The following is a 5,590-nucleotide window of genomic DNA, read 5'->3' as shown; positions in this document are numbered from 1 at the left end:
GCTCGCTGCGTTGCCGAAATGCCCTAGTAGCTCCGCTACGAGGACCTTCCGGCGCCTTGCGATCGCACGCACCAGACGCCGCGAGCTGATCGGACTCCCATTTTGTGAGCTCCTCTTATCCTGCCCGGTCAGGAGTCGAAGCCGAGGCCGAGTCGGTCCAAGGTGCGCAGCCACAGGTTGCGATGGCCGTGCGTGTCCTCGCGGGCCATGGACCACCGGGTGGCCTCGATGCCGAGATACCGAACCGGCTCCGGGGGGAAGGGCATTGGAGGGCGGCGGATCATGGCGGGCCGGAGCCGTTCCGTGCGCTGGCCGGAGAGCAGGTCCAGAATGACCTGGGCGCCGTAGCGGGTGGCGCTGACGCCGAGTCCGGTGAAGCCGAGGGCGTAGGAGATCCGGCCGTGCGCGGCGGTGCCGGCGAACATGCAGAAGCGGGTGGTGGAGTCGATGACCCCGCCCCACGAGTGCGAGAAGCGGACGTCGGCGAGGGCGGGGAAGGCTTCGGCGAACTGGGCGGCGAGGGCGTCGAAGGTCGCGGGGCGCTGGGTGAGGCGCTCGTCGACCCGGCTGCCGTAGGGGTAGATGGCGTCGTAGCCGCCGAACAGGATGCGGTTGTCGTCGGTCTTGCGGAGGTAGTGGAACTGGTTGCCCGCGTCGGTGATTCCGTGCTCGCCGCTCCAGCCGATGGCGGCGAGCTGCTCAGCACTCAGGGGTTCGGTGGTCAACGCGTAGTCGTAGACCGGAATCATGCTGAGCGAGAGGCGCTTGAGCAGGGGCCGGTAGATATTGGTGGCGAGGGCGACCTGCCGGGCGCCGACCGCGGCATAGGGGGTGGCGAGGCGGACCCGCCCGGTGTGACGGGTGGTCAGGGCGGTGACCTCGGTGTGCTCGGCGATGCGGACCCCGAGGTCGAGGCAGGCGGCGCGCAGGCCCCAGACAAGCCGGGCAGGGTCGAGGAGCGCATAGTCGGGGGACCACAGGCCGGCGGTCCACAAGGGGGAGTCGACGTAGCTCCGCAGTTCGTCGTGGTCCAGCAGCCGGGTCTGTTCGCCGTACTGGTGGGCGAGCGCGTGGGCGCCCTTGAGCCCTTCCGCCTGCCATGGCGTGGCGGCGACGGTGACCTTACCGCTGCGTACGAATCCGCAGTCGATGCCGTGGGTGTCCAGATCCCTCTGGAAAGCATCGAAGTTGTCCATGCCCAGGCGGTGCAGCAGCCGGGCCTCGGTGGGCCACCGGTCGGCGCCGTTGGCGAGCCCGTGGGTGATGCTGGGGGAGCAGAATCCGCCGTTCCGGCCGCTGGCCGCGTGGCCGCAGGTGTTCTGTTCGAGGACGAGGACATCCCGTTCGGGGTGGGCGCGCTTGGCGAGCAGGGCGGTCCACAGCCCGGTGTAACCGCCGCCGACGACGGCGAGATCGCAGGTGGTGTCGGCGGTCAGCCGGGGCAGCGGTGCGGGGTGCTCGGGCCGGTCCAGCCAGTAGGGGGCGGCCTTCGTGTCGCGCAGTCGGCTGCGGTGGTCGGTCGGGCGCGGGGCTGCGGTGGTCATGTGGCGGGTACCTCGTTGCAGGCTTGGTGGGGCAGTGCGGGCCGGGGCCCCGACGCTGGTCGGGGCCCCGGTCGGCGCACGGTCGGGTGAGTGGGGCGGTCAGAGACTGATGACGCCGGTACGCATGTCGGTCATGTCCATGAGCGTCCACTTACCGCCGATGCGGCCCCAGCCGGTGGAGCGGCCGCCGGCGCCGCCGAAGGGCATGTTGATGTCCCACCAGTTGTTGCTCTCGTTCACGACGACCTGGCCCACCTCCATCTCCTCGATGAAGCGGAAGGCGGAGGTCATGCTGCGGGTGAAGACGGCACCCTGGAGGCCCAGCTTGTCGTCGTTGGCGATGCGCAGAATGTCGTCCTCGTCCTGCCCGGTGATGATCGGGACGACCGGGCCGAAGGACTCCTCGCGGGACAGCAGGCTGTCCTCGGGCACCCCGTCCACCACGGTGAACTCGTAGTAGAGGTCCGTGGGGTGCCCTGAAGCGCGCTTGCCGCCGAGCAGGATGCGTGCGCCGCGCTCGCGGGCGTCGGCCATGTGGCGGTCCATCTTGGCCGCGACGCCCTCGTTGTTCAGGGGGCCGAGAACCGTCTTGGGGTCGAACGGGTCGCCGAGGGTGATGCGCTGGGCCTCGCGGAGCACGGCTTCGACGAACTCGTCGTGGATGTCCGCGTGCACGATGACGCGTTCGGTGGCGCAGCAGACCTGTCCGGCGCACGGATAGGCACCGTCGACAGCGGCCTTGGCGGCGGCCTGGACATCGGCGTCGGCGAGGACGACGAGCGGCCCGTTGCCCGAGCACTCCATGATGGAGCGCTTGAGCCCGGCGGCGGACTGGATCTTCGCGCCGGTCTCGGTGGAGCCGATGAACCCGATCGCGTGGATGCCCTCGTGGCGTACCAGCGCATCGCCGGTGTCGCCCTCTCCGGGCACGATGTTGACGAGGCCGTCGGGCAGTCCGGCGGCAACGAATGCCTCCATCGCCTTGAGGACGGTGAGCGGGGTGTTGGCCGGCGGCTTGATGACATGGGCGTTGCCGGTGGCGAGACCGGGGGCGACGAACTCCGCGAGCATCAGCAGCGGGAAGTTCCACGGCGTGATGATGCCCCACGTACCCACCGGGCGCCGGAAGGTGAACATCCGCTTGGTGTTGTCGGTGGAGGGCAGCGTCTCGCCGTGCAGTCGTACGGCGTCCTCGGCGTGCAGGTGGAAGAGCTTGGCCGCCTCCTCGATGTCGGCGACGGACTCGGCGAGCGGCTTGCCCTGCTCCAGGGACTGGAGGCGGGCGAGTTCGTCCACGCGCTTGCCGAGTTCCGTACCGATGCGGTGGCAGACCTCGGCACGGGTCCACACATTGGTCGAGGCCCAGCCCGGCTGGGCCTCGTTGGCGGCACGCACCGCGGCGTCGACGTCGGCGGCCGCGGGCAGCGGGAAGGTGCCCACGAGTTCGCCTGTCGCGGGGCTGATGACCTCGCGGGTGGTCCCGGAGGTGCCTTCGGTGTACGCGCCGTTGATGAAGAGCTGGTGCCGGTCGGCGGTCGGGGTGGTCATGCGTTGGCCTCTCTGTCCTGTCGTGACCGGGAAGGGTGCGTCGGCTCTGGGCCGCGTCGGCCCGGGTCCGGTGCGATGACTGGAGACTCGCTGAGCAAACAAGAACTGTCAAGACTGTGGAATGAGCAAAAACGAAAGTCGACCGTTGCTTGTTCGTGAGTGTTGACAGGTGTTTTTCGCTTCATCTATAACCAGGCCTCATCGAATCTCCTGTCTGCGCCCACCCTGAGGGGAACGCCATGTCATCCCAGCCACAGATCCCAGCCCCACCCTCGCCGGACCCTTCGGACTCGTCGGGATCGGCGGGTGCGTCCGCCTCGGCACTGCCGAAGAAGATGAGCTGGTTCGACGGATTCGCGATGTCGCTGACCATGCCGGCGGCGCTCATCGCCTCGCTCGGCGCCTCCATCGGCGGACTCGGCGCCTGGGGCGCGATCGCCCTGTGGGCGGCCTCGATGGTGCTGGCCACCGCGACCAACTGGATCTACACCGAGATGGCCGCGATGTTCCCCGACTCCTCCGGAGGGATCGCGCACTACGCGACCGAGGGCTGGAAGAAGCGGGCGCCCGTGGTGGGTCCGATCGCGAGCATCGGCTACTGGTTCCCCTGGACGACGGCCCTCGCCGTCTACTCCGGAATCATCGGCTCGTTCGTCCAGGCCCAGTGGTTCCCAGGCCAGGACTGGAGCGTGGAGTTCGGGCCGGTGAAGGTGGACTTCCCCATAGCCGTGGGCCTGCTCGTGATGCTGCTGCTGTTCAGCGCGGCGATGATCGGCCTGCACGTTGCCATGTGGGTCGTCTACGTCACCGGCGGTGCGCTGCTCGTGCCGCTTGCCGTATTCATCGTCCTGCCGCTGTTCTCCGGTGACTGGAGTGCGCAGGGCCTGCACTGGAATCTGCACGGCGCTGCGGGGCTGCGCGAGGCGCTGGTCTGGCTGTACGTCATGGCGTGGACGTCGTTCGGTGTGGAGGTGTGCGCGACCTTCGCCCCCGAGTACAAGGACACGGTGCGCGACACCTCCCGGGCCCTGCGCGCCGGTGTGCTGTTCTCCCTCGGTGTGTTCATCTTGCTGCCACTGAGCCTGTCGGGGTACGTCGGAGAGAAGGCCATCGGCAAGGAGCCCACGACCTTCTTCATCGGAGCCTTCCAGCACCTGGTGGGCGGCGCCTCCGACCTCATGGTGGTCTTCCTCATCGCCTCGCTGCTGCTCATCATGATCACCGGTCTCGCGGACGGTTCCCGGGTGCTGTACGAGATGGGTAAGGCGGGGCTCACCATCAGGCAGGTGGGGGTGCTGAACAAGCGCGGGGTGCCGGTCCGGGCGCTGCTGGTGGCCCTGGTGCTCAATGTGTTCGTGCTGACGGTGCTTCAGACCCCGCTGGCCATCATCGTCACGGGCAACCTGGGATACATCCTCACCCATGTGCTGGCGGTCTCCGGCTTCGCGCTGCTGCGCAAGGACCGTCCCGACGCCGTACGTCCCATCCGGCTGCCCCGGTTCTTCGTGCCCCTGGCCTGGACGCTGGCCGGGTTCCTCACCGTGGTGCTGGTGGTGGGAGCGACCGGCTTCTCCATCACTGGATACGGCGGCTACACAGAACTGGGAGTGGCACTTGCCGTTCTGCTCGTGTCGGTACTGCTGTGGCTGTACCGGACCAAGGTGCAGGACCGGCAGATCACCGACGACCGCCCGGCCTGACCAGGCCGGCCCACAGGTTTCAGAAGCCGCTTCTCAGCCGGTCTTGGAACGGGCGGGTCGAGCAGGAGTCCTGGTCGGGTGATGTTCCGGCGGTACGCGCATGAAGGCAGGGCCTCTCGGTAGCTCGGGATGCGAATCGGACCGAGCGATGCCGGGAGGCCCTGCTGTCGTTGTTGCATGCGCCCACGCCTGTTGACTTCGGCCCGCGGGTCCGGTGGGGTGCCGGATTGCTGCAGATTCCCAGCACATTGACGCAGGGGGGATGTAAAAGATGCTTGTCTTCGAAGTGACGCGACCCCGTCAAGGCTGACTGCCTGCGACGATTGCGCAGGGTGACGCTTCCGGGTGCGCGAGCGGTGGAGCGCTGGTTGGCTGCGGTGTGTCCCACCCTCACCTCCCCAGGAGTGAAGATGAGCATTGCAGGCGAGTCCGCCAGTCGTGCGCGGCAGACGCAGGACAAGGTTCGTGAGCTGAACGAGCGTGCCGAGCAGACGAGCGATCCGAAGGAACGTCGCAGGCTGTACGAGGAGGCCCGGCGCATCCAGGAGCAGTCCATGAAGGACGGCGGACGTGCGGCAGAGGACAGGCCTGGACGCCGTGCCGAAGGGGAGAAGGACGAGTTCTCTTCTCGCTGACGCACCGTCGGCATTCAACGGCACGGAGGGCCTAACTTCACCTAGGCTTGCCTGACTGATGCCCACTCGTGCAGTGATTCAGCTCTCACTTGGGGTGCGGGGGAACGAGGTGATCACGGGCTCCTGCAGATGTGGCTGTCCCCGCTCTCCCCGGGCGGCGAAC

The 5,590-nt window shown here is 68.1% G+C and carries 4 protein-coding genes; 2 read left to right on the top strand and 2 right to left on the bottom strand.

Annotation, left to right across the window (positions count from 1 at the left end; all coding sequences use genetic code 11):
- Positions 1-128: 128 nt before the first annotated feature.
- Complete coding sequence (locus AB0915_RS38085) at positions 129-1,544, bottom strand: FAD-dependent oxidoreductase (protein ID WP_366695838.1); 1,416 nt, start codon at positions 1,542-1,544, stop codon at positions 129-131.
- 99 nt (positions 1,545-1,643) lie between these two features.
- Positions 1,644-3,092: an aldehyde dehydrogenase family protein gene (locus AB0915_RS38080; protein ID WP_366695836.1), complete on the bottom strand. Its 1,449-nt coding sequence runs from the start codon at positions 3,090-3,092 to the stop codon at positions 1,644-1,646.
- Between the two features lie 335 nt (positions 3,093-3,427).
- Here AB0915_RS38080 and AB0915_RS38075 point away from each other — a divergent pair, with 335 nt between their 5' ends.
- Complete coding sequence (locus AB0915_RS38075; protein ID WP_366695834.1) at positions 3,428-4,792, top strand: APC family permease; 1,365 nt, start codon at positions 3,428-3,430, stop codon at positions 4,790-4,792.
- Positions 4,793-5,202: 410 nt separating this feature from the next.
- Positions 5,203-5,427 (top strand): DUF6381 family protein, encoded by a 225-nt coding sequence (locus tag AB0915_RS38070; protein ID WP_366695832.1) that lies wholly within the window; start codon positions 5,203-5,205, stop codon positions 5,425-5,427.
- Positions 5,428-5,590 lie beyond the last annotated feature (163 nt).

It is taken from the genome of Streptomyces sp. NPDC048411, from assembly GCF_040704695.1.
GTDB lineage: Bacteria > Actinomycetota > Actinomycetes > Streptomycetales > Streptomycetaceae > Streptomyces.
The sequence above is the reverse complement of the archived record's forward strand: the minus strand, read 5'-3'. Positions and strand labels throughout refer to the sequence as shown.